Below are 26255 nucleotides of genomic sequence, written 5' to 3' on the forward strand. Positions count from 1 at the left end.
GAGCCTACCTCAGGCGGCCGCCAGCTGCGCGTGCATCTCCTGCACGGAGATCACCGACAGCTCGTTGAGGTGCTTCATGCCTTCCACCGCCGCCTCGGCACCGAAGATGGTGGTGATGGTGGTCACGCGGGCCAGCAGCGCGGAGGTGCGGATCTGGCGCGAGTCGGCAATGGCGTTGCGGCGCTCTTCCACCGTGTTGATGACCAGGGCAATCTCGTTGTTCTTGATCATGTCCACGATGTGCGGGCGGCCTTCGGTCACCTTGTTGACCACCTCGCAGGCCACGCCGCCCGCCTGGATGGCGGCCTGCGTGCCCTTGGTGGCGATCAGCTCGAAGCCCAGCTGCGCCAGGCCGCGCGCGACCTCGACGGCGCGCGCCTTGTCGTTGTTCTTCACCGAGATGAAGACCTTGCCCGACTTGGGCAGGTGCGTGCCGGCGCCCAGCTGCGACTTCACGAAGGCTTCGCCGAAGGTCTTGCCCACGCCCATCACCTCGCCGGTGGACTTCATCTCCGGACCGAGGATGGTGTCCACGCCGGGGAACTTGACGAAGGGGAACACGGCCTCCTTCACGCTGAAGTAAGGCGGCGTCACTTCCTTGGTGACGCCCTGCCTGGCCAGCGAGGTGCCGGCCATGCAGCGGGCCGCGACCTTGGCCAGCTGGATACCGGTGGCCTTGCTCACGTAGGGCACGGTGCGCGAGGCGCGCGGGTTCACTTCCAGCACGTAGATGACGTCCTTGCCGTCCTTCTCCTGGATGGCGAACTGCACGTTCATCAGGCCGACCACGTTCAAGGCCTTGGCCATTGCGGCGCTCTGGCGCTTGAGTTCATCGATCGTCTCGGCGCGCAGGCTGTAGGGCGGCAGCGAGCAGGCGGAGTCGCCCGAGTGCACGCCGGCCTGCTCGATGTGCTCCATCACGCCGCCGATCAGCGTGGCGCCTTCGGCGTCGCGCAAGCAGTCGACGTCGCACTCGATGGCGTCGTTCAGGAAGCGGTCCAGCAGCACCGGCGAGTCATTGCTCACCTTGACGGCCTCGCGCATGTAGCGCTCGAGGTCGCGCTGCTCGTGCACGATTTCCATCGCGCGGCCGCCCAGCACGTAGCTGGGGCGAACCACAAGCGGATAGCCCAGCGACGCGGCCTTTTCCAGCGCCTCGGGCTCGGTACGGGCGGTGGCGTTGGGCGGCTGGCGCAGGCCCAATTCGTGCAGCAGCTTCTGGAAGCGCTCGCGGTCTTCCGCGGCGTCGATCATGTCGGGCGAAGTGCCGATGATCGGCACGCCGTTGGCCTCCAGGTCGAGCGCAAGCTTCAGCGGCGTCTGGCCGCCGTACTGCACGATCACGCCCGTGGGCTTTTCCTTGTCGACGATCTCCAGCACGTCTTCCAGCGTGAGCGGCTCGAAGTACAGGCGATCGGAGGTGTCGTAGTCGGTCGAGACCGTCTCGGGGTTGCAATTGACCATGATGGTCTCGTAGCCGTCCTCGCGCATGGCGAGCGCGGCATGCACGCAGCAGTAGTCGAACTCGATGCCCTGGCCGATGCGGTTGGGACCACCACCCAGCACCATGATCTTCTTGTTGTTGGTGGGCTCGGCCTCGCATTCCTCCTCGTAGGTGGAATACATGTAGGCGGTGTTGGTCGCGAACTCGGCGGCGCAGGTGTCCACGCGCTTGTAGACCGGGCGCACGCCCAGGGCGCGGCGCTTCTCGCGCACGGCCGTGTCGGTGGTGCGCAGCTGCTTGGCCAGGCGGCGGTCGCTGAAGCCCTTCTGCTTCAGGATGCGGAGCTGGGCGGCGTCGATGTCGTCCAGCGACTTGGTTTCCAGCTCGAGTTCGATCTTCACGATCTCCTCGATCTGCACCAGGAACCAGCGGTCGATCTTGGTGAGCGCGAAGACTTCATCGACGCTCATGCCTTGGGCGAAGGCATCGCCCACGTACCAGATGCGCTCGGGACCGGGCTCGCCCAGTTCCTTCTCCAGCACCTCGCGGTCCTGGGTCTTCTCGTTCATGCCGTCCACGCCCACTTCCAGGCCGCGCAGGGCCTTCTGGAAGGATTCCTGGAAGGTGCGGCCCATGGCCATCACCTCGCCCACCGACTTCATCTGGGTGGTCAGGCGCGAGTCGGCCTGCGGGAACTTCTCGAAGGCGAAACGCGGGATCTTGGTGACCACGTAGTCGATCGAGGGCTCGAAGGACGCCGGCGTGGCGCCGCCGGTGATCTCGTTGCGCAGTTCGTCCAGCGTGTAGCCGATGGCCAGCTTGGCCGCCACCTTGGCGATCGGGAAGCCCGTGGCCTTGGAGGCCAGCGCCGAGGAACGCGACACGCGCGGGTTCATCTCGATGACGATCATGCGGCCATCCTTCGGATTGACCGAGAACTGCACGTTGGAGCCGCCGGTGTCCACGCCGATCTCGCGCAGCACCGCCAGGCTGGCGTTGCGCATGATCTGGTATTCCTTGTCGGTCAGCGTCTGGGCCGGGGCCACGGTGATCGAGTCGCCGGTGTGCACACCCATCGGGTCCAGGTTCTCGATGGAGCACACGATGATGCAGTTGTCCGCCTTGTCGCGGACCACTTCCATCTCGTACTCCTTCCAGCCGAGCAGCGACTCTTCGATCAGCAGTTCGTTGGTGGGCGAGGCTTCGAGGCCGCGCTTGCAGATGACCTCGAACTCTTCCGGGTTGTAGGCAATGCCGCCGCCGGTGCCGCCCAGCGTGAAGCTGGGGCGGATCACGGTGGGGAAGCCCACGCTCTTCTGCACCGCCCAAGCCTCGTCCATGGAGTGCGCGATGCCCGAGCGCGCCGAGCCCAGGCCGATCTTGGTCATCGCGTCCTTGAACTTGAGGCGGTCCTCGGCCTTGTCGATGGCCTCGGGCGAGGCGCCGATCAGCTCGACCTTGTACTTGTCGAGGACGCCGTTGCGCCACAGGTCCAGCGCACAGTTCAGCGCGGTCTGGCCACCCATGGTGGGCAGGATGGCGTCGGGGCGCTCCTTGGCGATGATCTTCTCGACCGTCTGCCAGGTGATGGGCTCGATGTAGGTGACGTCGGCCGTGGCCGGGTCGGTCATGATCGTCGCGGGGTTGCTGTTGATCAGGATGACCTTGTAGCCCTCCTCGCGCAAGGCCTTGCAGGCCTGCACGCCCGAGTAGTCGAACTCGCAGGCCTGGCCGATGATGATCGGGCCGGCGCCGATGATGAGGATCGATTTGAGGTCTGTGCGCTTAGGCATTCTTGTGTTTCTCCATCAATGCCGCGAAGCGATCGAACAGGTAGGCGATGTCGTGCGGGCCGGGCGAGGCTTCCGGGTGGCCCTGGAAGCAGAAGGCCGGCTTGCTGGTGTGGGCCAGGCCCTGCAGCGTGTTGTCGAACAGGCTGATGTGCGTGGGACGCAGCGTCGACGGCAGCGATTTCTCGTCCACCGCGAAGCCGTGGTTCTGGCTGGTGATGCTCACGCGGCCGTTGTCCAGGTCTTTCACCGGATGGTTCGCGCCGTGGTGGCCGAACTTCATCTTGTAGGTCTTGGCGCCCAGGGCCAGGGCCATGATCTGGTGGCCCAGGCAGATGCCGAAGGTGGGGATGCCGGTCTCGATGAGTTCCTTGACGGCGGTGATCGCGTAGTCGCAGGGCTCCGGATCGCCGGGACCGTTGGCCAGGAAGATGCCATCCGGCTTGAGCTTCAGGATGTCGGCCGCCGGAGTCTGCGCCGGAACCACCGTGATGCGCGCGCCGCGCTGCGCGATCATGCGCAGGATGTTCTTCTTCACGCCGAAGTCGAAGGCCACCACGTGGAACTTGGGCGTGATCTGCACGCCGTAGCCCGAGCCGAGCTTCCATTCGGTCTGGGTCCACTCGTAGGTCTGCTTCACCGACACGACCTTGGCCAGGTCCAGGCCGGACATGCTGGGCGCGCCCTTGGCGGCGCCGATGGCCTTGTCGATGAGCGCCTGGCTGACCGCCTCGCCGTCCTTCAGGCCCAGGATGCAGCCGTTCTGCGCGCCGTGGGTGCGCAGGTGGCGGGTGAGCTTGCGGGTGTCGATGTTGGCGATGGCCACCGTGTTGCCGGCACGCAGGTACTCGGTGAGCGTGGCGGTCTTGCGGAAGTTCGACGCGACCAGCGGCAGGTCGCGGATGATCAGCCCTGCGGCGTGGATCTTGTCGGCCTCGATGTCTTCCTCGTTGACGCCGTAGTTGCCGATGTGCGGATACGTCAGGGTGACGATCTGCTGGCAGTAGCTGGGGTCGGTGAGGATTTCCTGGTAGCCGGTGATGGCGGTGTTGAACACCACTTCACCGACGGTGGTGCCGGGGGCACCGATCGACTGACCGAGAAAGACCGTGCCGTCTGCAAGCGCCAGGATGGCGGGCGGGAAGGCGCCCTGAAGAGACAAAAGCACTGGGTTCTCCGGATGGATGACGCCCACAGCGAACCCAAGGTGCCATTCGAGGCGGCAGGGGTTGCAACTTTCGTCGAGGTAGAGCTTGCGTGCGCGGCGGGCTGGGTATGAGCGGGAAAGCCTCCCATTATAGCCGGGCGCTTGGTGTTTCTACGGAGAACGCAGCGAGACGGCTGCACTCGCGTGCAGGCAGATGGCCGCCGCGGCGGCCACGTTGAGGGATTCCTCGCCGCCGGGCTGGGCAATGCGGATCAGCTGCGTTGCGCGCTGTTGCAACTCCGGGGAGACGCCCTGCCCTTCGTGGCCCATCAGCCAGGCGCAGGGGTTGGGCAGGCTCTTTTGCGCGTGCGCCTCGTGCAGCCACTGGCCGCCGTGCGAGCTGGTGGCCAGCAGCGGCAGTTGCAAGGCATCCAGCACCTCGGGCGCTGCACTTTCGATCAGCCGGAGCCCGAAATGCGCGCCCATGCCAGCCCGCAGCACCTTCGGCGCCCACAGCGCGGCCGTGCCCTTGAGGGCGATGACCTGCTGGAAGCCGAAGGCCGCCCCGCTGCGCAGGATGGAGCCGACGTTGCCGGCGTCCTGCAGCCGGTCGAGCACGATGGTGGGCGCGGTCGGCTGGATTTCCGGCGGCGCGGGCGTGTCGATCACGAAACCCATCGGTGCCGGGGACTCCAGGCCGCTGACGCCGTGCAGCAGCGCGTCGGGCAGCAGCACGGTCTTGCGGGCGTAGCCGCGCCACTGCGCCTCCTGAACGCCCCAATACGACTCGGTGAACACGGCAATGGCCGGCCGAACGCCGCGTTCTCGGGCCGCCCGGCAGAGATGGTCGCCTTCCAGCCAGACCTTGCCCAGCTTGCGGTAGGCCCCTGGGTCCTGCGCCAGCCTGCGCAGGTCCTTGAGCAGCGGGTTGTCGCGCGAGCTGACCGTGGTGATGTCGGGGCTGGTCATGGCGAGGCCGTCAGGCTCACGCTGGCGGTGGTCGTGATGCTCAGATCGACCTCGACGACCGTCGCCGGCATGACGGCCGCCACCGGGCTGAAGGAGCGCCGGTGGTGCACGCAGGCGCCGTGAACGCGCAGGGCCTCCAGGTGCTCGGGCGTGCCGTAACCCTTGTGGGCGGCAAACCCGTAGTGAGGGAATTGGGTGTGCAACTCCTCGCACAGCCGGTCGCGGTGCACCTTGGCCAGGATGGAGGCGGCGGAAATCGCCTTGATGCGGGCATCACCGCCGACCACCGCCTCGGCCAGCACGTCGAGCGTGGGCAGGCGGTTGCCATCCACCAGCACCTTGGCCGGCTTCAGTCGAAGCCCTTCCACCGCGCGGCGCATGGCCAGCATGGTGGCTTGCAGGATGTTGTGGGTGTCGATTTCTTCCACGCTGGCCATGGCCACCGAGCAGCACAGGGCCTTGGCCATGATCTGGTCGTACAGGCGCTCGCGCTGCTTGGGGCTCAGCACCTTCGAGTCGGCCAGGCCGCGGATCGGGCGCAGGTCGTCCAGGATGACGGCGGCGGCCACCACCGGGCCGGCCAGCGGGCCGCGGCCGGCCTCGTCCACGCCGGCCATCAGGCCGGGGACGTCCCAGATCAGGGGGGCCTGCTTAGCCTTCAAGAACTTGCTCGATCGCATCGGCACACAGTGTGGGCGTGTCGCGCAGCAATTGGGCATGCAGCGCGGTGAATCTTTGTTGCAGTGCCTGAACCTTTTCAGGCGAGCGCAGCCAGGCCAGCGTGGCCTGGGCCAGGGCCTGCGGCGTGGCCTCGTGCTGGATCAGCTCGGGCACCACGAAATCGCGGCACAGGATGTTGGGCAGGCCGACCCAGGGCTGCAGTTGCTTGCGGATCATCAGCCGCCAAGTCAGGTTGTTCATGTTGTAGGCGATCACCATGGGCCGCTTGAAAAGCGCCGCCTCCAGGGTCGCAGTGCCGCTGGCGATCAGCGTGGCGTCGCAGGCCGCCAGCACGGCGTGGGACTGGCCATTGAGCAGCATCACATGCCCGGCCATGCCGCTGGCCTGCAGCATCTGTTCGGCCTCGGCACGCAAGGCAGGCAGCGTGGGCAGCACGAAGCGGATGTTCGGGTCTTCGCGGCGCATCAGCGCGGCGGCCGCCAGGAAGCGCGAGGCGATGTAGCGCAGCTCCGACTGCCGGCTGCCCGGAAGCAGCGCCACCACCGGCGCGTCGGCCGGCAGGCCCAGAGCCGAGCGCGCGGCGGCGCGGTCGGGCTCCATGGGAATGACCTGGGCCAGCGGATGGCCCACGTAGCTGCCGGCCACGCCCTTCTCCGCCAGCATGGCCGGCTCGAAAGGGAAGATGCAGAGCACGCGGTCGGCGGCGGCGCGGATCTTGTCGATGCGCTCGGGACGCCAGGCCCAGATCGACGGGCAGACGAAGTGCACCGTCTTGACGCCCTGCGCGCGCAGGCCGGCTTCCAGGTCCAGGTTGAAATCGGGTGCATCCACGCCGATGAAGATGTCGGGCCGCTCACGCAGCAACCGCGCCTTGAGCTGGCGCCGGATGCCGGCGATTTCCGGGTAGTGGCGCAGCACCTCGATGTAGCCGCGCACGGCCAGCTTTTCCTGCGGCCACCAGGTCTGGAAACCGCGGTCGATCATCCGCGGTCCGCCGATGCCCGCCGACTGCATGCCGGGCCAGCGCGCCTTCAGGCCGTCGAGCATGAGGCCAGCCAGCAGGTCGCCGGACGCCTCGCCCGCGACCAGCGCGAACTGTCGCTGCTGCGCGCTTTGCACCACAGCCGCCCTCAGCGCGCGATGCCGCGCGTGGCGTCGGCCAGGAAGGCGCTCATGAGGGCGACGTCCTCCGCCGCCTCGGGCGTGTCGCCGGCCAGCGCGTCGATGGCGTCACGGGCCTCCTGGAGGGTCTTGCCTTCACGGTAGAGCAACCTGTGCATCTGCTTGACAGCCGCGAGACGCGCCGCCGAGAAGCCTCGGCGCTTGAGCCCCACGGTGTTGAACCCGCGGACCGCGAGCGGGTTGCCGTCCACCAGCATGAAGGGCGGCACGTCCTGGGTGACCGCGCTGGCAAAGCCGAGCATGGCGTGCGCGCCGACCTTCACGAACTGATGGATGCCAGTCAGCCCACCCACCGTGACCCAGTCGCCGATCAGCACGTGCCCCGCCAATGTGGTGTTGTTAGACATCGTCGTGTGGCTGCCGACGTGGCAATCGTGCGCGATGTGGCAGTAAGCCATGATCCAGTTGTCGTCGCCGATGCTGGTCTTGCCGCCAGCACCCGGGACGCCGCGGTTGAAAGTGCAGAACTCGCGCACCAAGTTGCGGTCGCCAATGATGAGTTCGGTGTCCTCGCCCTTGTACTTCTTGTCCTGCGGCTCGGCCCCGATGGAGCTGAACTGGAAGAAGCGGTTGTCGCGCCCGATGGTGGTGCGGCCCTCGACCACGCAATGCGGGCCGACCGAGGTGCCGGCGCCGATGCGCACCTCGGGCCCGATCACGGCATAGGGCCCGACCGTCACCGACGAATCGAGCTGTGCCTTGGGATCGACGAGGGCCGTCGGGTGAATCTGCGTCATTCGATCGAAAGGGCCGCGATCAGTTGATCTGGCGCATGGCGCACATGAGCTGCGCCTCGCAGGCCACTTCCTGGCCGACCAGGGCGCGGCCGCGGAACTTGGAGATGCCGGCCTTCATGCGCTCGATCTCGACCTCGAGGATGAGCTGGTCGCCCGGTTCCACGGGACGCTTGAAGCGCGCGCCGTCGATGGCGGCGAAGTAATAGATCATGTTCTCGTCGGGCACGATGTCCAGCGAGCGGAAAGAAAGCAGCGCAGCCGCCTGCGCCATGGCTTCGAGCATCAGCACGCCCGGCATCACCGGACGGTGCGGGAAGTGACCGTTGAAGAAGGGCTCGTTCATCGTCACGTTCTTCAGCGCCGTGATGCGCTTGCCCTTTTCCATGTCGATCACGCGATCGACAAGCAGGAAGGGATAGCGGTGCGGCAGCAGCTTGAGGATCTGGTGGATGTCGAGCGTATCGGTGGTCATGATTTCTTTTCTTGCGAGAGGCTTTTCTCCAGCGCCTTGATGCGCTCCCTCAGGGAATGGAGATGCCGAAGCGTGGCGGCGTTTTTCTCCCAGGCCGCATTCTCGTCGATGGGGAACACCCCGGTGTACTGCCCCGGCTTGAGGATCGATCGGGTGACCAGCGAAGCCGCCGAGACGTGCACGCCCTCGGCCAGCGTGAGATGCCCCAGCACCATGCCGGCGCCGGCGATGGTGCAGTTGGGGCCGATCTGGGCGCTGCCGGCCACCGCCGAGCAGCCCGCCATCGCCGTGTTGCGGCCGATGCGCACGTTGTGGCCGATCTGGATCAGGTTGTCCATCTTGACGCCGTCCTCGATGACGGTGTCTTCCAGCGCGCCACGGTCGATGCAGGTGTTGGCGCCGATCTCGACGTCGTTGCCGATGCGCACGGCGCCCAACTGCTCGATCTTGATCCAGCCCTCTTTGGACGGTGCCAGGCCGAAGCCGTCCGCGCCGATCACCACGCCGGGATGCAGGAGGCACCGATCGCCGATCAGGCAGCCTTCGCTCACGGTCACGTGGGACTTGAGCACGGTGCCCGCGCCGATGCGCGCGCCCCGCTCCACCACGCACAGCGGCCCGATCTCGGCCGTGGCATCGACGATGGCCTCGGGATGGATCACCGCGCTGGGGTGGATGCGCTCGCCCTTGGGCGGGGCATGCCGCGCCTTCCACAACTGGGTGAGGCGGGCGAAGTACAGGTAGGGATCGGGCGTGAGGATGTAGTCGCCGCGCGCCGCGGCGGCTTCCTGCGCGGCTGGTGACACGATCACGCAGCCTGCAGCGCTGGCGGCCAGGTCCTTCTGGAACTTGGGATTGGACAGGAAGCTCAGCTCGGCTTCCCCCGCACTCTGCAGCGGCGCCAGGCGCTCGATGGTGCGCTCGCGGTCACCATGCAGTTCGCCCCCCAGGGCGTCAACGATGGCTGCGAGTTGCAGTGCCACGCCGTCTTCCCAGCCTGCGCCGGACCTACTTGCCGTTGGTACCAGCGGGAACCGCGGGGGTAGCGGTGCCGGTCGGGCCGGAGGCGTTCAGGGCCTTGATCACCTTGTCGGTGATGTCGTGCTTGGGATTGATGTAGATCGCCTCCTGCAGGATGGCGTCGTACTTCTCGGTCTCGGCCACCTGCTTGACGACGCGGTTGGCGCGTTCGTAGACGGCCTGCAGCTCTTCGTTCTTGCGGGCGTTGAGGTCTTCCTGGAACTCGCGGCGCTTGCGCTGGAACTCGCGGTCCTGCTCGATGAGCTGGCGCTGGCGCTGGGCGCGCTGGCTGTCCGCCAGGGTCGGCGCCTCGCGCTCGAAGCGCTCGGATGCCGCCTTGAGCTCCGCGCCCTGCGCCTGAAGATCCTTGTCGCGCTTGCCGAACTCTGCTTCCAGCTTGGCCTGGGCGGCCTTGGCCGGCAGTGCCTCGCGCAGCACACGGTCCGGATTGACGAAGCCGACGCGAAAGGTTTCCTGTGCCTGCGCCGGCGCTGCGCCAAGTGCGAAGACCGGCACCAGCAGTGCCGCGGCGACACGAAGCAATTGGTTCATTAAAACGACGTTCCGATCTGGAATTGGATCCGCTGAATTCTATCCTCGGGGATGTTGTTCGCCGGGTCCGCCTTCTGGGACTGGACCGGGATCGCATAGGCCAGGCGAAGCGGGCCCAACGGCGACACCCAGCTGATGCCCAGGCCCACCGATGAGCGCAACTTCTTCTGCGCTTCCCACTGCGCGTCGTTCAGGTCCGGGGTCCGATCGGCAAACACGTTGCCGATGTCGAAGAAGCCATAGAGGCGCAGCGTGCGGTCGTTGCCGGCGCCCGGGAACGGCGCATTGATTTCCGCGTTGAAGATGGCCTTCTTCGTGCCGCCCAGCGAGGCCTGCGTGACGCTGTCGCGCGGGCCCAGCGAGTTCTGCTCGAAGCCCCGGATCGAGCCCAGGCCGCCGGCATAGAAGTTCTTGAAGATCGGGTAGACCTTGTCGCCATAGGCCCGGCCGTAGCCCACCTCGGCATTCATGGCGAAGGTGTATTGCTTGGACAGCGGGTAGAACTGCTGGATCTGGTAGCTGCCCTTGTAGTACTTCATGTCGCCACCGGAGCCGATCTCCAGGTTGGCGCGCTGCAGGCGGCCGCGCGTGGGAACCAGGGCACTGTCGCGAGCGTCGCGGGCCCAGCCCACGGTAAGAGGGATGCCCCACACGCTGTCGTTGCTGCAGGAGAGGATGAAGCCGTCCGACGTGGTCGGGCAGCCGAAGTAGTCGCGGTAGGCCTGCGGGATCTGCGAGGCGATGTTGGTGCCCGGGTCGAAGCTGTAGCGCTCCAGGCCGACGCCGAAGAACACCGTGTCCACTTCGCTGAAAGGCACGCCGAAGCGCAGGGTGCCGCCCTCGTTGACGAGGCGGTAGTCACCATCTTCCGTGTAGTACGGACGCGTGGTGCGGTAGTACAGGTCGAAGGTGCGCGAGATGCCGTCCTGCGTGAAGTACGGATTGGTGCTGGTCAGCTGGATGACCCGGTTGTACTTGCTGGTGTTGACCTGCAGGCCCAGGTAGTTGCCCGAGCCGAACACGTTCTCCTGCGAGATGCCGAAATTGAACGAGACTTTTTCGGCCGAGGAGTAGCCGGCACCCAGTTGCAGCGCGCCGGTGGGCTTCTCGTTGACCGCCACGGTCAGGTCCACCTGGTCGGGCGTGCCCGCCACCTCCTGCGTGTCCACGTTGACTTCGGTGAAGTAGCCCAGGCGGTCGACCCGGTCACGCGAAAGCTTGATGCGGTCGCCGTCGTACCAGGATGCCTCGTACTGGCGGAACTCGCGGCGGATCACTTCGTCGCGGGTGCGGTTGTTGCCGCTCACGCTGATGCGGCGCACGTACACCCGGCGCGCGGGGTCAGCCTGAAGGGTCAGCGCGACGCGATTGTTGACGCGATCCACCTCGGGCCGGGCCTGCACACGCGCGAAGGCATAGCCGAAGGTGCCGAAGTAGTCGGTGAAGGCCTTGGTGGTGGCCGTGACCTGCTCGCCGTTGTAGGGCTCGCCCGGCTCGATGGTGACCAGCGACTTGAACTCGTCCTCGCGGCCCAGGAAGTTGCCTTCCAGCTTGACGCCCGAGACCACGAACTTCTCGCCCTCGGTGACGTTGACCGTCACAGACAGGTCCTGCCGGTCGGGCGAGATCGCCACCTGGGTCGAGTCGATGCGGAACTCGAGGTAGCCGCGCTGCAGGTAGTAGGAGCGCAGCGTCTCCAGGTCGGCGTTGAGCTTGGAGCGCGAATACTGGTTGGACTTGGTGTACCAGCTCAGCCAGCCGCCGGTGTCCTGGTCGAACAGGCCCAGCAGGGTCGACTCGCTGAAGGCCTTGTTGCCCACGATCTTGAGCTCGCGGATGCGGGCAGCATCGCCCTCCGTCACGGTGAAGGTCAGGTTGACGCGGTTGCGCTCGATGGGCGTCACCGTGGTCACCACTTCCGCGTTGTAGAGGCTGCGGCTCACGTACTGGCGCTTGAGCTCCTGCTCGGCACGGTCGGCCAGCGCCTTGTCATAGGGACGGCCGTCGGCAAGGCCCACGTCGCGCAGGGCCTTCTTGAGGTTGTCCTTGTCGAATTCCTTGGTGCCGACGAAGTCCACATCGGCGATGGTGGGCCGTTCTTCGACGATCACGACCACCACGCTGTCGTTCACATCGATGCGCACGTCCTTGAACAGGCCCAGGTCGAACAGCGCACGGATGGCGGCCGAGCCGCGCTCGTCGGTGTAGGTATCGCCCACGCGGATCGGCATGGAGGCGAAGATGGTGCCTGGCTCGACGCGCTGCAGGCCTTCGACGCGGATGTCGCGGACGGTGAAAGGCTCGACGGCCCAGGCAGCCAGTGTGGAAACCGCGCCGGCAACGAGTACGACAATGCTGCGCAGGCGGATGCGGCTGAATTTGTTCTTCATTAGAGATTGGGCCGGCGCGTCGCGGCCGAGCGAAAGTTAACCAAAGAGCCGAGTCACGTCGTTGAAGAGCGCGATGGACATCATGATCAGCAGCAGTGCAACGCCACCGCGCTGCAACCGCTCCATCCAGGCGTCGGACACGCTCTTGCCGGTGAGGCCCTCCCAAAGATAATACATCAGGTGCCCTCCATCGAGGACGGGCAGCGGCATCAGATTCAGCACCCCGAGGCTCACGCTGATCAGGGCCAGGAAGGTCAGGTACTGGGTCAGGCCTAGGCTGGCCGACTTGCCGGCGTAGTCCGCGATCGTCAGCGGGCCGCTCAGGTTCTTGAGCGAGGCCTCGCCGATGATCATCTTGCCCATCATGCGAACGGTGAGCGCCGACACCTCCCAGGTGCGGACCACGCCCATCCAGATGCCGTCCAGCGGGCCCTGGCGCACCGTCACCATCTCGGGCAGCGCGCCCACGTAGGCGCCGATGCGCCCCACCTTGCCGGAGCCTTCGGCCCGCACTTCGGGTGCGACCGGCAGGTCGATCACCTGGGCGCCGCGCTGCACACGCCAGCCCTGCTCGCGCGGCTGGTCGCCGTCGACCGAGGCACGGATCAGCTCGCGCAACTGCTGGCCGTCGACGATGGGCGTGCTCCCCACCGACAGGACGAGGTCGCCCTTTTGCAGGCCGGCGCGCTGCGCCGCACCGCCGGGCATCACTTCGCCGATCTCCGGCCGGGTCAAGGGCGTGACGATGCCGATGCGCCTGAACATCTGGGCGTCCGCGTCCTTGGCCTCCACCTGGCTGAGCGGCAGCACCACGGTCTGAACACGCCCTCGCCCGTCGGCATCGGTCTCCAGCGAGAGGTCGCGGCGCTCGAGCGCGCCGCGGGTGATGCGCCAGCGCAGGTCCTCGAAGGACTGCACGGGCTCCAGTTCGCCATCGAAACCGGCCCGCAGCACGTGCTCGCCGCCGCGAAGCCCGGCCTGCTCCGCCAGCGAGGCGGCCACGGGACGGGCCAGCCGCGCCACCGGTTCGTCCACGCCGATCCAGTTCACCGCGGCATAGAGCGCCACGGCCAGCACCAGGTTCGCCAGCGGGCCGGCGGCCACGATGGCCACGCGCGAACGCAGGGGCTGGGTATTGAAGGCGCGGTGGCGCTCGGCCGCGTCCACCGGGGCCTCGCGCTCGTCGAGCATGCGGACGTAGCCGCCCAGCGGGAAGGCGCCGATCACGAATTCGGTGTCCTGCCCCGGGTGCTGGCGCTTGGGCTTCCAGCGGTAGAGAGTGTGGCCGAAGCCCACGGAGAAGCGCAGCACCTTCACGCCGCAGGCCACGGCGACGCGGTAGTGCCCCCACTCGTGCACCGCGATCAGGATGGCCAGGGCAACGATGAAGGCGACGACGGTGAGCATGGCGGCAGCTTGGAAGGGTTGCGCTTCAGGCCGCCAGACGCAGCGCGGCCGCGCGGGCCGCACGGCGCGCGCTGGCGTCCAGGTCCAGCAGGTCGGCCAGCGATGCCGGCTTGGAGGGCAGCACCGCCTGCAAAGTTTCCAGGTTCACCGCATGAATGCGGTCGAAACGCAGCCGGCCGTCCAGGAAGGACTCGACGGCGATCTCGTTGGCGGCGTTCAGCACGGCGGTGGTGCCGGGCGCGGCGCGCAAGGCCTGCCAGGCCAGGTCCAGGCCCGGGAAACGCTGCGCGTCGGGCGCCTCGAAGGTGAGCGCCGAGAGGCTGCGGAAGTCCAGGCGCGTGGCGCCGCTTTCCAGCCGCTCGGGCCAGGCCAGGCCGCAGGCGATGGGCACCCGCATGTCGGGCGTGCCCATCTGGGCGATCACCGAGGCGTCGGTGAACTGCACCATCGAGTGGATCACGCTCTGCGGATGGATCACCACCTCGATCTGCTCGGGCGTCACGCCGAACAGGTAGCGCGCCTCGATCACCTCCAGCGCCTTGTTCATCATGGTGGCCGAGTCGACCGAGATCTTGCGGCCCATGACCCAGTTGGGATGGGCGCAGGCCTGGTCCGGCGTGACGTCCCGCAGGCTCTGCGGGTCCCGCGTGCGGAACGGCCCGCCCGAGGCGGTAAGGATGATCTTGTCGATGCGCCGCGGCCAGGTGGCCGGGTCTTCGGGCAGCGACTGGAAGATGGCCGAATGCTCGCTGTCGATGGGCAGCAGCGAGGCACCGCCTTCGCGCACCGCCGACATGAACAGCTCGCCACCCACCACCAGGGCCTCCTTGTTGGCCAGCAGCAAGCGCTTGCCGGCGCGCGCCGCGGCCAGGCAGGGCGAGAGGCCGGCGGCGCCGACGATGGCGGCCATGACCGCATCGACCTCCTCGTGGTCGGCGATGCGTTCCAGCGCATCGGGCGAACGCAGCACCTCGGTGCCGATGTCGTTGGCGCGCAGCTTGTCGGCCAGTTCCGCGGCATGCGGGGCGCTGGCCATCACCGCGTAGCGCGGCTTGAAGCGGTGGCACTGCGCTAGCAGTTCGTCCACGCGGGTGGCGGCCGAGAGCGCGAAAACCTCGAAATGCTCGGGGTGGCGCGCGATCACGTCGAGCGTGCTGACGCCCACCGAGCCAGTGGCGCCCAGCACCGTGACGCGCTTTTTGGGAAGGGGGTTCACAGGAAGGCCAGCATCATCGCAAGCGGCAGGGTTGGCAACAGTGCATCCACCCGGTCCAGCACGCCGCCGTGGCCGGGCAGCAGGTTGCTGCTGTCCTTGGCACCGGCGCTGCGCTTGACGAGCGATTCGATCAGATCGCCCACCACGCTCATCATCGAAAGAAAGACCACGCCCAGGGGCAGTTGCCACCAGCCGCGCTCCGCAAGGCGGGTGTAGAGGCTGGCCACCTGGGCACGCGTCGAATCGTCGGCCCAGACCCAGGCTAGCGCCAGCACCAGCACGCCGACCACGCCGCCCCACACGCCCTCCCAGCTCTTGCCGGGACTGATGGACGGGGCCAGCTTGCCCTTGGTGAAGCGCAAACCGAAGGCACGGCCCGCGAAATAGGCGAACACGTCGGCCACCCAGACCAGCACCAGCACCGACAGCAGGAAATTGATGCCCACGATGCGCGCCTGCACGACGGCCAGCCAGGCCACCCACAGTGCGAGCAGACCGCCCACCAGCCGCAGCCCTCGCGGGACCGTAGGCCAGCCGGCCACGCCCGCGCGCAGCAGCAGGCCGCCGCCCAGCACCCAGCAGGCGCCGGCGACGATCCAGACCAGCGGTAGGCGCTGCTCCAGCAGCCCGAGCCACCACGACAGTGCGCAAAGCGCGACCGCCTCCACGCCCAGGAAGATCGAGACCCCCGGGCTGCAGCCATTGAGCCGGCCCCACTCCCACGCGCCGGCGCCGATCATCGCCAGCATCACGAGGGCAAAGGGCACATGGGACGGATAGAAGAGCGCGGGCAGCAGGATGGCCAGCAGGATGACGGCCGTGATGATGCGTTGCTTGAGCATGCGGGAGTCAGGCTGCTTCCTGCGCGCGGGCGCCGGGCGGCGCGAGTTGCGCCGAAGTCTTGCCGAAGCGGCGCTCGCGGCCATGGAAGGCGGCGATGGCCTCGTCGAGTGCGGCCTCGTCGAATTCGGGCCACAGGCGGTCGCTGAAGAAGAGTTCCGAGTAGGCGCTCTGCCACAGCAGGAAGTTGGACAGCCGCTGCTCCCCGCCTGTGCGGATGAACAGGTCGGGATCGGGCACGTGGGCCAGCGCCAGCGCCCGGTTCAGGCTTTCTTCGGTGATGGGCTCGCCCTTCAGGGCCAGTTGCTGCGCCGCATGAGCGATGTCCCAGCGGCCGCCGTAGTTGAAGCAGACGTTGAGCACCAGCTTCGTGTTGTGCGCGGTGGCCTGCTCGGCCTTGGCGATGCCGTTGGCGATCTTCTCCGACAGCCCGCCGCGCGCGCCGACGAAGTGCAGGCGCACGCCGTCCTCGAGCAGGCGCGGAACTTCCCGGCCCAGCGCCATCACCATCAGTTCCATGAGCCCCGAGACTTCGTCGGCCGGGCGGTTCCAGTTCTCGGAGGAGAAGGCGAAGACCGTCAGCACGCCCACGCCACGTGCGGCGCAGGCCTTGACGCAGCGGCGCAGCGACTCCACGCCCTGCTTGTGCCCGGCGACGCGCGGCAGGAAGCGCCGGGTCGCCCAGCGGCCGTTGCCGTCCATGACGACGGCGATGTGGTGGGGGATTGCGCCGCTCGGTCTGCTCATGGGAGGGCCTAGACGGCCATGATCTCCGCCTCCTTGGCCGCGACCATCTTGTCGATCTCGGCGATGTGGCGGTCGGTCGTCTTCTGGATCTCGCCTTCGGCGCGCTTCTGGTCGTCTTCGGAAGCCAGCTTGTCCTTGACCAGCTTCTTGACCGCCTCGTTGGCGTCGCGGCGCAGGTTGCGGGTGGCGATCTTGGCGTTCTCGCCTTCGGTGCGCACCAGCTTGGTCATTTCCTTGCGGCGCTCTTCGCTCATGGGCGGCATCGGCACGCGGATCAGGTCACCCATCGAGGCGGGGTTCAGCCCCAGGTCGCTTTCGCGGATCGCCTTCTCGATCTTGGCGCCCATGCCCTTTTCCCAAGGCTGCACGCTGATCGTGCGCGAGTCGAGCAGCGACACGTTGGCCACCTGGCTCAGCGGAACCGAAGAGCCGTAGTAGTCGACATGGATGGTGTCCAGCAGGGCCGGGTTGGCGCGGCCGGTGCGGATCTTGGTCAAATTGTTCTGGAACGCAGCCAGCGACTGATTCATCTTGGCGTCGGTCGTGCTGCGGATCTCGGCGATAGTGGTCATTTCTTCGGTTCCTGGAAGACGGCAGCCGCGCCGCCATCCGGGCAGCGCGCGTACGTCATTTTGTCAGGCATGCACGAGCGTGCCTTCGTCCTCGCCCATCACGACGCGGCGCAGCGCGCCGTTCTTGAGGATCGAAAACACCTTGATCGGCAGCTTCTGGTCGCGGCACAGCGCGAAGGCGGTGGCATCCATGATGCCCAGGTTCTTGGCGATGGCCTCGTCGAAGCTCAGCGTCGCATAGCGCGTGGCTTCGGGGTCCTTGTTGGGGTCCGCGCTGTAGACCCCATCGACCTTGGTGGCCTTGAGGACCAGTTCGGCACCGATCTCGGCGCCGCGCAGGGCGGCCGCGGTGTCGGTCGTGAAGAAGGGATTGCCGGTGCCGGCGGCGAACACCACCACCTTGCCCTCTTCGAGGTATTGCAGCGCCTTGGGGCGCACGTAGGGCTCGACGACCTGCTCGATGGCGATGGCCGACATCACGCGGGCAATGAGGCCCTGCTTGTTCATCGCGTCGGCCAGGGCCAGCGAGTTCATCACCGTGGCCAGCATGCCCATGTAGTCGGCGGTGGCGCGGTCCATGCCGACCGAGCCGCCGGCCACGCCGCGGAAGATGTTGCCGCCACCGATCACGACGGCCACCTCCACCCCCATGTTCACCACCTCGGCCACCTCTTCGACCATCCGGACGATGGTCGCGCGGTTGATGCCGAAGGCATCGTCACCCATGAGCGCCTCGCCCGACAGCTTCAACAAGATGCGCTTGTGGGCTGGGCGGGACTCTGGCATGGGCATTTCCTTCAATGTGGCGGGCGGAGTGTAAGGGGCGGGGATGATGCTGTCGCGGCAACATCATGCCGCGACAGGCTCAGGGTCGGATCAGGCCTGGCCCTTGGCGGCAGCCACCTGGGCAGCCACTTCGGCAGCGAAGTCGTCGACCTTCTTCTCGATGCCTTCGCCCACGATGAACATCGTGAAACCCTTGACCTGGGTGTTGGCGCCCTTGAGCATCGCCTCGACGGTCTGCTTGTCGTTCTTCACGAAGGCCTGGTTGTACAGGGACACTTCCTTCAGGAACTTCTGCACGGCGCCTTCGACGCGCTTGGTCACGATCTCGGCCGACTGCGCCGGCTTGCCAGCGGCTTCGGCGGTCTTGCGGTCTTCCTCTGCCTTGCCGGCGGCCACAGCGCGCTCCTTCTCGATCAGCTCGTTCGAGACGTCGGCGGTGGACAGCGCCACGGGCTTCATGGCGGCGATGTGCATGGCCACGTCCTTGGCAGCCACGTCGTCACCTTCGTACTCGACCAGCACGCCGATGCGGGTGCCGTGCAGGTAGGAAGCCAGCTTGGCGCCGGAAGCGAAGCGCTTGAAGCGGCGGAAGGTCATGTTCTCGCCGATCTTGCCGATCAGGCCCTTGCGAACGTCTTCCAGCGTGGGGCCGAAGCCGTCCTGCTCGTAGGGCAGGGCGCCCAGGGCAGCGATGTCGGCCGGGTTGCTCTTGGCGACCAGTTCAGCAGCCTTGTTGGCGAAGAACAGGAAGCTGTCGTTCTTGCTGACGAAGTCGGTTTCGCAGTTGATTTCGATCAGGCCGCCGGTGGTGCCGTCGACATAGGCCGCCACCACACCTTCGGCGGTGATGCGCGAGGATGCCTTGCCCGCCTTGTTGCCCAGCTTGATGCGCAGCAGCTCTTCGGCCTTTTCCATGTTGCCTTCGGCCTCGGTCAGCGCCTTCTTGCACTCCATCATCGGCGCGTCGGTCTTGGCGCGAAGTTCGCCAACCATGCTTGCGGTGATTGCTGCCATATCTAGATCTCCGTACTCGGTTCAGTATTCAGGTTAAAAAAAAGGGGCAACAAAGCCCCTTCTTCAGGCTCCAGGGGGAGCAAATCAGGCGTTGGCGCCCTCTTCGACCTCGACGTACTCGTCGTCGGCGCCTTCGGTCACGGCCTTGGCCACGTCGGACACGGCGTTGGCACGGCCTTCGATGACGGCGTCGGCGATGCCGCGGGCGTACAGCGTGACGGCCTTGGACGAGTCATCGTTGCCGGGGATCACGTAGTCGATGCCTTCGGGCGAATGGTTGGAGTCCACCACGCCGATCAGCGGGATGCCCAGCTTCTTGGCTTCGGCCACGGCGATCTTGTGGAAGCCCACGTCGATCACGAAGATGGCATCGGGCAGAGCGGTCATGTCCTGGATGCCGCCAATGTCCTTCTCGAGCTTCTCGATTTCACGGGTGAAAGTGAGCTGCTCCTTCTTGCTCAGGCTGTCGAGGCCAGCTTCCTGCTGGGCCTTCATGTCCTTGAGGCGCTTGATGGAGGTCTTGACCGTCTTGAAGTTGGTCAGCATGCCGCCGAGCCAACGGGTGTCGACGAAGGGCACGCCGGCGCGGCGGGCTTCGGCGGCAACGATTTCACGAGCCTGGCGCTTGGTGCCCACCATCAGGATGGTGCCGCGGTTGGCGGTGAGCTGCTTGGCGTACTTCATCGCGTCCTGGAACATCGGGAGCGACTTTTCCAGGTTGATGATGTGGATCTTGTTGCGGCTGCCAAAGATGAACGGGGCCATCTTGGGGTTCCAGAAGCGGGTTTGGTGGCCGAAATGGACACCGGCTTCCAGCATTTCGCGCATGGTGGTCGACATGGGATTGAACTCCAAAGGTTATGTCTAAAATCCGGCCCGTTTTGCGCCTCGCCATGAGGACTGCAACACCTTGAGTGGACCGGTTTGCGGATGCGTTTCCAACTGTGGTGACGCCTGCCCCAAAGAGGCGACGCACGCAATCAGCGAAACCCAGAGAGTATAGCACGCCACCCCGTGCTTTCCCTCATCTTGTACGCTCTGGGCCCATGCAAGAAGACCTTCTCCAGATCCGCGCCGACATCCTGGCCGGCCGCCGCAGCGCCCGCACCGAAATGGAACGCAGCCTGGCGGCCGCCCGTTCGCCCGCCTGCGCGCATGTTTTTACCCGGACGATGTTCGATGAGGCCTTGGCCGAATCCGAGGCCTCTCGCCCGAATTCGCCGCTCGCCGGCCTCGCAGTGTCGACCAAGGACCTGTTCGACATCGCCGGCCAGCCCTCCCCGGCCGGCTCGGTGGTGCTGTCGCATGCGCCTGCCGCAAAGGCCGATGCGCCCGCCGTGGCGCGGCTGCGTGCCGCCGGCGGCATCCTGATCGGACGCACCAACATGACCGAGTTCGCCTTCTCGGGCGTCGGCATCAATCCGCACCATGGCACGCCGTCGAACGCAGCCTTGGCCGGGGCCGTGCCGGGCGGCTCCTCGTCCGGCGCGGCCATTTCGGTGGCCACACGCGCCGCCTTCATCGGCCTGGGCTCGGATACCGGAGGTTCCATCCGCATCCCCGCTGCGCTGAACGGCATCGTCGGCTTCAAGAACACCGCGCGCCTCGTGCCAACCGAGGGCGCACTGCCGCTGTCGACCACGCTGGACACCGTGTGCGCCATGACCCGCTCGGTACGCGATGCGGTGGTGGCGCACGGGATCCTGTCGGCGCGCAGCGTTGCGCCCAGCGCCAGGCCTCTGCCGGAACGCCGCTTCGCCGTGGTCAAGGAACTGTTCCAGGACGCCCTGGAGCCCGCAGTGTCGCGGGCCTTCGAGCGTGCCCTGAGCAGCCTGCGCGACGCGGGCGCACGCATCGAGGAGATCTCGCTGCCGCCCCTGGCCGACCTGCCCGCCATCAACGCCACCGGCGGCTTCTCCGCCGCCGAGAGCTACGCCTGGCACCGACAGTTGCTGGAACGCAGCGCCGCCGGCTACGACCCGCGGGTGGCGCAGCGCATCGTCAAGGGCGCCGACATGCGGGCCTTCGAGTACCTCGACCTGGTGAAGGCACGCGCCGAATGGATCGCACGCATGGAAGCTGCGCTGGCCGGATTCGACGCGGTGCTCTCCCCCACCGTCCCGGTCATCGCGCCGCCCATCGCGCGGGTGGCGCCGGGCGCCGAGCGCGACGAAGCCTTCTTCCGGCTCAACGGCCTGCTCCTGCGCAATCCGTCCGTGGTCAACATGCTGGACGGCTGCGCGCTGTCCCTGCCCTGCCAGGCGGCGGGCGAGGCGCCGGCCGGCCTGATGCTGTGGCACGGAGCGCTTCACGATGACGACATCCTGGGCATCGGCCTTCAGGTGGAAGCGCTGCTGAAGGACGCGTAGCGGCCCAGGCCCGCAAGACGGTTGGAGGGACCTCCGAGCGGAATTCAATTTCATTCGATATAATTTCACATGAAACTATTTCGAATGAAATGACCCAGCCTTCCCGTCTCGATCGCCTGCTGGCCGGCCGGCCACCCGAACTGGCCAACGCCATTGCCGCCTCGCGGATGCTGTTTCGCGTGGCGCATCTGCTGGAAGCGCGCATCGACGAAGCACTGGCTCCCTTCGGCATCGACATGCGCGAGTACCTGGCCCTGGTGCTGATCGCCGACCATGCCGTCGAGCCGCTGCGCCCTTCCGACCTGAGCACCACGCTGGACGCCACGCGCACCCAGGTCACCCGTCTGCTCGACGGCCTCGAGAAGAAGGGCCTGGCCCAGCGGCTGGCCGGAAGCAGCACGGACCGCCGCAGCCTGCACCTAGCCCAGACCGATGCCGCGCGCGACCTGCTGCGCCGCGCCGCGCCCGGGGTGCATGCGGCCTACCAGTCCGGCTGGTCCGCCGTCGGCACCGATGGCACCGGCAAGGCCCTGCGCGTGCTCAAGCTCTTGCACAGGGAACTGTCGCCACCGGAATCGCCATGAGTTGGGGCTGGCACGCCGACAGGAAGCGGCTGCTGATGCTGCTGCTGGGCCTCACCGTGGGGGTCGAGTTCCTGGAGAACGGCATGTTCGTCTTTGCCGCCAGCCACATCGTGGGCGGCATCGACGCGGCACCGCGCGAGTTTGCGCAGGTGCAGGCGGCCTACGCCATCGGCAGCATGACCATGATCGTGCTGCAGCAGTGGCTGTCGCGCCATTTCGGCTACCGTCGCTACCTGAGCGCGGCCCTGGCGCTGTTCATGCTCGGCGGGCTGGCCTGCGCGGGCGCGCAGGACCTGCCGCAGCTGACGCTGGCGCGCCTGCTGCAGGGCTTTGGCGGCGGCGCCCTCTTCACCAGCTGCCGGGTGCTGGTGCCCATGCTCTTCGGCCCGCGCGACCGGCCCCGCGCACTGAAGGACTTCATGATGGTGGCCTTCGCGCTGTCGGCGGCCGGACCGCTGCTGTCGGCGGCGCTGGTGGAGCACTGGGGCTGGCGCTGGGTCTTCCTGGCCTCCCTGCCCCTGGCCGCGCTGGCGATGGCGGGCGCGTGGTGGCTGATGCCCGACAACGCCGGGCGCGGCGGCGAGCCGGTGCGCTGGGCCGCCGGCCCGCTGCTGCTCTTCGCCGCCGCCGTGACGCTGGTGCAGATGGGCTTGGCGCAGGCGCGCTTCGAGGCCTTCGCACATCCGGCGCGGCTCGCGATCACCGCGCTGTGCGGGCTCGGCCTGCTGGCCTGGTTCTTCGCGCACCAGCTGCGCCATGACGAACCACTGGTGCGGCTGCGCGAACTGGGGCACCCGGTCTACCTGGCAGGGCTGGGCCTGTACTTCGTCCACTACTGCCTGGCGGGTGCCAGCGGCTACGTCTTTCCGATCTACGCGGAGCGCGGGCTGGGCATCCCGCTGATCACGGCCGGCTGGCTCAACACCTTCTCTGCGCTCGTGACCCTGGCGGCGGCCTGGGCCTACATCAAGCGCGGCGCACGGCTGCCGCGCAAGAAGCCGCTGATGGCAGCCGGCGCACTGGCCCTGGCAGTGGCGGCCTGGATGCTCTCCAGCATGCCGCCCGAAGCGCCCGCCGGCGCCCTCCTCTTCGCACTGGCCGCCAAGGGCGTCTTCGGCGCGCTGCTGGTGCTGCCGGTGGCCGGCTTGACCTTCCGCGACCTGGGCGACGAGCGCTTCGCGCACGGCTACCAGAGCAAGAACCTGATGCGCCAGGTGGCCGGCACCTTCGCCTCGGCACTGGCGGCCATCACGCTGCAGGACCGGCAGTTCGCCAACGCCAGCCAGATCGCCTCGCACATCGACACGTCGAGCCCGCAAGCCAGCAACTGGCTGGACGGGCTGCAGGCCTCCCTCACGGCCCAGGGCCTGTCCAGCGGCGAGGCGCACCATGCCGCGATGGCGTCTTTGTCGCGCCTGGTCGACCAGCAGGCGCTGCTGATGTCCTGCGGGGACCTCTACCGGCTGCTGGCGGCACTCGCCCTGGGCGCGGCGGTGGTGATCCTGGTGCAGCGGCGGCTGAAGTAGCTTTTGGCCACCGGCGCGGGGCTTGCGCTCGTCTATGCTCGGAACCTTCTTCCGCGAGCGCCGGAAAAGGCGCTCGCCATCTGCAGATCCAAGCATCCAATGAAAATCGCGATCGTGGGCGCCGGCATCGTCGGCATCACCACCGCCTGGGAGTTGAGCGTCGACGGCCACGAGGTGTCCGTGTTCGACCGCCGCAACTCGGCAGCCGAGGAATCGAGCTTTGCCAATGCCGGCGTGGTCGCGCCCGGCTACGTCACGCCCTGGGCTGCCCCCGGCATGCGCGGCAAGGTGCTGCGCTCCCTGTTCTCCACGCACGGTGCCGTCAAGCTGCGCTGGCCGCTGTCCTTGCGGGACGTCGGCTGGATGTCGCGCTTCCAGCGCGCCTGTACGCTCGAGGCCTACCTGCAGAACCGCGCCCGCATGCAGCGCCTGGCCTTCTACAGCCGCCTGCGCCTGCACGACATCGTGGCCGAGCGCGAGATGGAGTACGACCGCAGCGAGGGCTACATGGTCCTGCTGCGCGGCAAGCGCGAGCACAAGCTCGTGCAGCCGGGGCTGGAAGTGCTGCGCACCGCCGGCGCCAGGTTCCGCGAGATCGACGCCGACGAGGCGCGAAAGATCGAGCCGGCGCTCAACACCGAGACCGAGCTGTCCGGCGCCATCCACCTGCCCGACGACGAGGTGGGCAACTGTCGCCAGTTCGCCCTGCTGCTCAAGCGCGAGGCCGAGTCGCTGGGTGCGACCTTCCACTTCGGCTGCGACATCGCGCCGCTGACCCGCGCGGCACCGCGCTCGCTGACGCTGGCGGGCGGTTCGCCCGCCCTGGATTTCGATGCCGTCGTCGTCTGCGCTGGCCTGGCCTCGACGCGGCTGCTGAAGCCGCTGGGGCTGCGCATTCCACTGACGCCGGTCTACGGCCACTCGGTCAGCGCGCACATCAAGGAAGCGCTGCACGCCCCGCGCAGCGCGGTGATGGACGAGCGCTTCAAGGTCGCCATCTCGCGCCTCGGCAGGCGCGTGCGCGTGGCCGGCGGCGCCGAGCTCGGTGGCTCCGCGGACCGCATCGATCCGGCGGCGCTGAAGACACTCTACAAGGTGCTTCACGACTGGTTTCCGGGCGCGGTGACGCTCAAGCAGGGCGTCCAGCAATGGAAGGGCGCGCGCCCCATGCTGCCCGACGGGCCGCCCGTCATCGGCGCCAGCGGCGTGCCGGGGGTGTGGCTCAACCTGGGCCATGGCTCCAGCGGCTGGGCCCTGTCCTGCGGCAGCGCGCGGGTGCTGGCCGACCTCGTCGGCGGGCAGGACCCGGGCATCGACCTGGAAGGCCTGGGCGTGGAACGCCTGCTGCGGGGCTAACGAGCCCGTCCACCATGCAGCGCATTTCCGGCCACAGCGAGCTTCCCGTGTTCGACGTGGCCGCGAGCCGGCGCATCGAGCAGGCCAGCGCGGCCGCACTGCCGCCTCACACACTGATGCGCCGCGCGGGCCTCGCGGTGGCGCAACTGGCCGCGGCGCTGGTGCCGCACGCGCGCACGATCTGGATTGCCTGCGGCCCCGGCAACAACGGCGGGGACGGCTTCGAGGCAGCCGCGCAGTTGAAGTCGCGCGGCTTCGATGCCTGCATCAGCTTTGCCGGTGACGAGGCGCGTTTGCCTCCGGACGCGCTCGATGCCCTGCAGCGCGCACGCCAGGCGCAGGTGCCATTCCTGACCGAGCGGCCCGCCGAGCATGACCTGGCGATCGACGCCCTGCTGGGCCTGGGCGCGACCCGCGCGCCGGCCGAGGGCATGGCGCGCTGGCTGGAACGCATCTATCGCTGCGGCGCGCCGGTGCTCGCTGTCGACCTGCCTTCCGGCCTCGACGCCGACACCGGAGTGGCCCGCTTCGACTTCGGACACGGTGGCGCGCGCCACTGCCTGAACCTGCTGACGCTCAAGCCCGGCGTCTTCACCGCCCAAGGCCGCGACGCGGCCGGCGAGGTCTGGTTCGACGACCTGGGCTGCGCGCCTGGACAGGAAGTGGCCGCGGCCTTGCTCAACACCGAGCCCAGGCGCGAGTCGCGCGCCCACGCCACGCACAAGGGCAGCTACGGCGATGTCGCGGTGCTCGGCGGCGCACAAGGGATGGCGGGCGCGGCGCTGCTGGCCGCGAGCGCCGCGCTGCATGGCGGCGCAGGCCGCGTATTCGTGGCGCTGCTGGACAAGGCGCGGCCGTCGTTGTCGACGGTGCAGCCCGAGTTGATGTTCCGCAATCCCGCCGCCATGGACTGGACGCAGCCCACGGTCGTCTGCGGCTGCGGCGGCGGAACGGCGGTGCAGGCCCTGCTGCCTCGCGTGCTTGCGGAGACGCCGCGGGCGGTGCTCGATGCGGATGCGCTCAATGCAATCGCGGCCGACGGCTCGCTGCAAAGCGCAGTGGCGGCACGCCGCGATCGAGGCCAGCAGACAGTGCTGACACCGCATCCGCTGGAAGCCGCGCGCCTGCTGGGCACCAACACGGCTGGCGTCCAGTGCGACCGGCTGAAGGCTGCACGCGCGCTCGCGGCGCAATTTCAATCGGTGGTGGTGCTCAAGGGATCGGGCTCGGTCATTGCGGCGCCCGACGAGGCGCCGTTCATCAACCTGAGTGGCAACGCCCTCCTGGCCACGGGTGGCACGGGCGATGTGCTGGCAGGAATGATCGGCGCCGAACTCGCGGCCGGCCACGAAGCCCTGGCCGCCGCGCGCCGTGCCGTCTGGCACCACGGCGCGCTGGCCGACGGCTGGCCGGCCGGCAGGCCGCTCACCGCCGGCGCGCTGGCCGGCGGCTGA

23 protein-coding genes are annotated in these 26255 nt (G+C 67.7%); 5 read left to right on the forward strand and 18 right to left on the reverse strand.

The window, feature by feature from the left end; genetic code table 11:
* Nucleotides 1-9 precede the first annotated feature (9 nt).
* From carB to rpsB, 18 genes are all read right to left on the reverse strand, one after another.
* The gene (gene carB, locus BM345_RS10870) at nt 10-3237 is read right to left on the reverse strand and encodes a carbamoyl-phosphate synthase large subunit (RefSeq protein WP_093379092.1); all 3228 of its coding nucleotides are present in this window, start codon (nt 3235-3237) and stop codon (nt 10-12) included.
* Nucleotides 3230-4402, reverse strand: coding sequence for a glutamine-hydrolyzing carbamoyl-phosphate synthase small subunit (carA, locus tag BM345_RS10875; RefSeq protein WP_093379458.1), 1173 nt, complete (start codon nt 4400-4402; stop codon nt 3230-3232). Before carA ends, carB begins: the two co-directional genes overlap by 8 nt.
* Before the next feature lie 150 nt (nt 4403-4552).
* Nucleotides 4553-5350, reverse strand: coding sequence for a TrmH family RNA methyltransferase (locus BM345_RS10880; protein ID WP_093379095.1), 798 nt, complete (start codon nt 5348-5350; stop codon nt 4553-4555).
* Nucleotides 5347-6030, reverse strand: a complete 684-nt coding sequence (gene rnhB, locus BM345_RS10885; protein WP_093379098.1) for a ribonuclease HII — start codon at nt 6028-6030, stop codon at nt 5347-5349. Before rnhB ends, BM345_RS10880 begins: the two co-directional genes overlap by 4 nt.
* Nucleotides 6002-7150 carry a lipid-A-disaccharide synthase gene (lpxB, locus tag BM345_RS10890; RefSeq protein WP_175544966.1) on the reverse strand — a complete coding sequence of 383 codons (1149 nt, stop codon included), beginning with the start codon at nt 7148-7150 and terminating at the stop codon, nt 6002-6004. The genes rnhB and lpxB overlap by 29 nt, the downstream gene beginning before the upstream one ends.
* A gap of 11 nt (nt 7151-7161) precedes the next feature.
* Nucleotides 7162-7950: an acyl-ACP--UDP-N-acetylglucosamine O-acyltransferase gene (gene lpxA / locus BM345_RS10895; protein ID WP_093379100.1), complete on the reverse strand. Its 789-nt coding sequence runs from the start codon at nt 7948-7950 to the stop codon at nt 7162-7164.
* Nucleotides 7951-7969: 19 nt separating this feature from the next.
* Nucleotides 7970-8422: a 3-hydroxyacyl-ACP dehydratase FabZ gene (gene fabZ / locus BM345_RS10900; protein ID WP_093379103.1), complete on the reverse strand. Its 453-nt coding sequence runs from the start codon at nt 8420-8422 to the stop codon at nt 7970-7972.
* The gene (gene lpxD / locus BM345_RS10905; protein ID WP_093379105.1) at nt 8419-9405 is read right to left on the reverse strand and encodes a UDP-3-O-(3-hydroxymyristoyl)glucosamine N-acyltransferase; all 987 of its coding nucleotides are present in this window, start codon (nt 9403-9405) and stop codon (nt 8419-8421) included. Before lpxD ends, fabZ begins: the two co-directional genes overlap by 4 nt.
* 25 nt (nt 9406-9430) lie before the next feature.
* Nucleotides 9431-9994: an OmpH/Skp family outer membrane protein gene (locus BM345_RS10910; protein ID WP_093379108.1), complete on the reverse strand. Its 564-nt coding sequence runs from the start codon at nt 9992-9994 to the stop codon at nt 9431-9433.
* Entirely contained in the window at nt 9994-12384 is a 2391-nt protein-coding gene (gene bamA / locus BM345_RS10915; protein WP_093379110.1) for an outer membrane protein assembly factor BamA, read from the reverse strand. The genes BM345_RS10910 and bamA overlap by 1 nt, the downstream gene beginning before the upstream one ends.
* 36 nt (nt 12385-12420) lie before the next feature.
* Nucleotides 12421-13791 (reverse strand): RIP metalloprotease RseP, encoded by a 1371-nt coding sequence (rseP, locus tag BM345_RS10920; RefSeq protein ID WP_093379463.1) that lies wholly within the window; start codon nt 13789-13791, stop codon nt 12421-12423.
* Nucleotides 13792-13816: 25 nt separating this feature from the next.
* Nucleotides 13817-15007, reverse strand: coding sequence for a 1-deoxy-D-xylulose-5-phosphate reductoisomerase (ispC, locus tag BM345_RS10925; protein ID WP_093379113.1), 1191 nt, complete (start codon nt 15005-15007; stop codon nt 13817-13819).
* Nucleotides 15004-15849: a phosphatidate cytidylyltransferase gene (locus tag BM345_RS10930; protein ID WP_093379115.1), complete on the reverse strand. Its 846-nt coding sequence runs from the start codon at nt 15847-15849 to the stop codon at nt 15004-15006. Before BM345_RS10930 ends, ispC begins: the two co-directional genes overlap by 4 nt.
* A gap of 7 nt (nt 15850-15856) precedes the next feature.
* A complete protein-coding gene (gene uppS, locus BM345_RS10935) occupies nt 15857-16594 on the reverse strand; it encodes a polyprenyl diphosphate synthase (RefSeq protein ID WP_093379118.1) in 738 nt (245 codons plus the stop codon).
* A gap of 8 nt (nt 16595-16602) precedes the next feature.
* Nucleotides 16603-17166 (reverse strand): ribosome recycling factor, encoded by a 564-nt coding sequence (gene frr / locus BM345_RS10940; RefSeq protein ID WP_093379120.1) that lies wholly within the window; start codon nt 17164-17166, stop codon nt 16603-16605.
* A gap of 63 nt (nt 17167-17229) precedes the next feature.
* The gene (gene pyrH, locus BM345_RS10945; RefSeq protein ID WP_093379123.1) at nt 17230-17952 is read right to left on the reverse strand and encodes a UMP kinase; all 723 of its coding nucleotides are present in this window, start codon (nt 17950-17952) and stop codon (nt 17230-17232) included.
* A 90-nt stretch (nt 17953-18042) separates the two neighbouring features.
* Entirely contained in the window at nt 18043-18966 is a 924-nt protein-coding gene (tsf, locus tag BM345_RS10950; protein WP_093379146.1) for a translation elongation factor Ts, read from the reverse strand.
* A gap of 84 nt (nt 18967-19050) precedes the next feature.
* Nucleotides 19051-19806: a 30S ribosomal protein S2 gene (gene rpsB / locus BM345_RS10955; RefSeq protein WP_093379466.1), complete on the reverse strand. Its 756-nt coding sequence runs from the start codon at nt 19804-19806 to the stop codon at nt 19051-19053.
* Nucleotides 19807-20012: 206 nt separating this feature from the next.
* On the opposite strand from rpsB, the gene BM345_RS10960 reads away from it, so the two are divergent.
* The 5 genes from BM345_RS10960 to BM345_RS10980 all read left to right on the forward strand — a co-directional run bounded on the left by BM345_RS10960 (nt 20013) and on the right by BM345_RS10980 (nt 26255).
* Nucleotides 20013-21335, forward strand: a complete 1323-nt coding sequence (locus BM345_RS10960) for an amidase (protein ID WP_093379149.1) — start codon at nt 20013-20015, stop codon at nt 21333-21335.
* An 89-nt stretch (nt 21336-21424) separates the two neighbouring features.
* The gene (locus BM345_RS10965; RefSeq protein WP_093379151.1) at nt 21425-21919 is read left to right on the forward strand and encodes a MarR family winged helix-turn-helix transcriptional regulator; all 495 of its coding nucleotides are present in this window, start codon (nt 21425-21427) and stop codon (nt 21917-21919) included.
* Complete coding sequence (locus BM345_RS10970; protein WP_093379154.1) at nt 21916-23445, forward strand: MFS transporter; 1530 nt, start codon at nt 21916-21918, stop codon at nt 23443-23445. The genes BM345_RS10965 and BM345_RS10970 overlap by 4 nt, the downstream gene beginning before the upstream one ends.
* Nucleotides 23446-23544: 99 nt before the next feature.
* The gene (locus BM345_RS10975; RefSeq protein WP_093379156.1) at nt 23545-24801 is read left to right on the forward strand and encodes a D-amino acid dehydrogenase; all 1257 of its coding nucleotides are present in this window, start codon (nt 23545-23547) and stop codon (nt 24799-24801) included.
* Between the two features lie 14 nt (nt 24802-24815).
* A complete protein-coding gene (locus tag BM345_RS10980; RefSeq protein WP_093379159.1) occupies nt 24816-26255 on the forward strand; it encodes an NAD(P)H-hydrate dehydratase in 1440 nt (479 codons plus the stop codon).

It is taken from the genome of Variovorax sp. OV329 (assembly GCF_900114785.1).
Classification (GTDB): Bacteria; Pseudomonadota; Gammaproteobacteria; order Burkholderiales; family Burkholderiaceae_C; genus Variovorax.